Source organism: Bartonella sp. AP88XZML (genome assembly GCF_042195565.1).
GTDB lineage: Bacteria > Pseudomonadota > Alphaproteobacteria > Rhizobiales > Rhizobiaceae > Bartonella.
In genome coordinates this window covers 1-2,833 of record NZ_JBHIOQ010000047.1, presented here as the reverse complement: position 1 = coordinate 2,833, position 2,833 = coordinate 1, and the positions used below count along the sequence as shown (strand labels likewise).

Genomic DNA, 2,833 nt, shown 5'->3' with positions numbered 1-2,833 from the left:
GCTGTTGTTGAGGTTTAGCACAGAAACATCAGAACGAGATCTTTGAGCAATATCAAGTAGATTGCCATCATCATCTTTTTCATTTTTGCTGATTTTCAACGTCCATTTTGTATCGTTTTTCAGATCAAAGTGCACATTTCTGTCTTTAGCAATATTTGCTCTGCCCTCTAAAATAGACTGATCTGCGCTTAATGTGAAGGTGCCGTTGGAGATCGTTTTAACCTCTTTACCATCCCACAAATCTTTATCTTTCCATGATGTTTTGTCCCAAAAAATACCATCTCCTAATAATACGTCAGCATGGACTTCTGATTTTTTAAGATTGACTGTGCCGATTGATGGAGCAGCAGCATCTTCGATGCTTTTTTCAACAACAGTTCTAACGAAAATTCCTGTACCATTTTCAGCATGAAGCTCTGCATTAGTCAGATTGATCTCATTACTATGATATTTTTGCGGATCATGCGAGCTATTCGGATTATTATCAAAGAAAGTTGCGAATTGTAAACTGGCAACTTCTGCTGTGGCAGAAACATCTGTCAGATCAATATGTCCGCCATTTATTACAACCAGTGCAGCCATTTTTGCTTCTATTGTATTTTTCTTCCCCTTCTGAGGAGTATCGGATTGGGTATCTAGGCCTTTAGAATTAGTATCAATAGCGCCATTAACCATCTTAATTGTGCCATCTTCACCAGTAGCGAGACCAATACCAACATTTTGAATAGTTGTTTTGCCATTTAATTCAACTATACTATCAGCCTCCCAAGTGCTTACACCAACGGTTTCTGCTTCGGACTCACCACCGATTATTGTTAAATCTCCGGTAATGATTTTACTCCCATCATCTGCATAAAGACCTTCATCAAAATTTTGAATGGTTGTTTTGCCAGTTAACTGAATTTCACTCCCAGAGCCCGATGTCCATACACCAGATCGTGCTTCATTGGGGTTGTCATTAATTGCTTTACCACCGACTATTGTTAAATCTCCGCTGGTAATTTTACCACCATTAAAGGCTCCAAGACCGTACGAAACTTTTTCAAAGGTTGTATGCCCCTTTAATTGAATTTCACTATTGGGATCAATGGCTATTATACCAGAAGTGCCGTATTCTTGGTTTTCATAAGCAGTTATTGTTAAATCTTCGCTGGTGATTTTACCACCTTTTTCTGCTCTCAGTCCGTCTCTAACTTTTTCAATGCTTGTTTTGCCTTTTAATTCAATTATGCTTCCAAAGCCATGGGCATTTGCACCGTTTCCGAAGTTATCGGTTGTTAGAGTAACATCCGTAATTTCAATACGTCCACCATTTTCTGTAAATAATGCGTCTTCATGTCCATTCAAATTTCCTCCTATGACAGTCCCTCCTTTCATTGTGATCTTGGATTCTATACCATCTGCATGGAGTGCATTACCCTTAGATGATGCGACTGTAACATTGTTGTTTAAAGTAATGATGCTGCCGTTTCCAGCATATACCCCATCAGTTTCCCCATCGAGTGATCCTCCAGAGATTGTTATTGTCGAGTGATCATCTGCAAATATGCCTTTTAGTGCTTGAGTTACGGTTACATTGTTCAAGGTTACTGTGCTGTTTTTAGCACTTATTCCTAAGGATAGTGAACTGTTATCGTTTTTACTCGATATTACCACGTCTTCCAGCTTGTTTTTTTTACTCTTACTGTCAGAAAAGGAAGCACCAGTGCTAGATAAAATGCCAGATGAGGAGGCCTCCATTCCAGAATATGTAATTGTTCCCTTAGTCATTTGAAGTGTAGCACCGTCTTTGGTTTCAAGGCCTAAGAAAATACCAGAACCAGTGCCTTTAATGGTTGTGCCATCCAGTAACTCAATCGCACTGTCAGCACCTTCTGCTGTTACAGCATAGACGGTTTTGTTTGTGCCTTGGTTTATATCTTTATTCGTAACAATGGTTAAATGTTTTCCAATGATTTTGCCACCGTCTTTTGCGTGAATAGTTTCGTAGGTTTTATCGGATACTTCTTGTTGTTTTCCCTCAGAAACTACGAGGGTTTCAGCATGTGCACTGAACTGGATGTTGAACAGGATGATAGCGGCTGTAGCCGTGCATGATAAAAGGGATGTTTTATACACTAGTATTCTCCTTATGAGAGCCCCCAAATATTCATTTCCCCGCGAATTTCATAAGAAGAAGTGAAAATGGATAGTTGTTATTAATTTCAGTAATTGTCTTTATTTGGTAAGACATTTTTGGTTTTTTGTCAAAATTAAAAAATAATTGATATTAATTATCTCTAATACAAAATGTATTTATAATTGATTTTATTTAAAGAATTATAATTTTGAATATTATTATTCAGAGAAATATTGTGAGATACTGATATAGTGGTTTTTACGTGATGGTAGGGATTATTATATGACGCAAATTGGGGTTATGAGGGAAAAAAAAGGATGTAGAAGAAGCTAGTAAAAAAGCTAACTTACTTGGGCTTAAAGTGGTTTTTCATCTTTTAATACAGTGGTATTAATTTATTTCTAATAGACTTCTCTTTTTTTCAAAGTAGGAAGTACTCTTCATCCACTGGGGATGGAAGTGCTCTGTTGCGTTTGTTGTGTCTTGTCTTGGAGATTTTCGTAAAGAACTAAGTATAAAGAGGGAAGGGTGCTTTAAAAGGAAAAAGGATGACTTTAATGTACAAAAAGGGCAGCATATTGTGCTGCCTTTTTGTTAAATTGAATAGAATGATAGGCTATTTACAGCCTTGATTTAAAACTGATAGCGTATACCACCTGAAAAGCTTGCACCACTTATACCAGTTTTCTGAAGCTTTTGTTGATAACTTACATC

General features: G+C 37.2%; 1 pseudogene. It reads right to left on the bottom strand.

From position 1 onward, the window contains the following. Nucleotides 1-2,118: pseudogene (locus ACFIK2_RS06870) on the bottom strand (autotransporter outer membrane beta-barrel domain-containing protein); the annotation flags it as partial. Nucleotides 2,119-2,833: the final 715 nt, after the last annotated feature.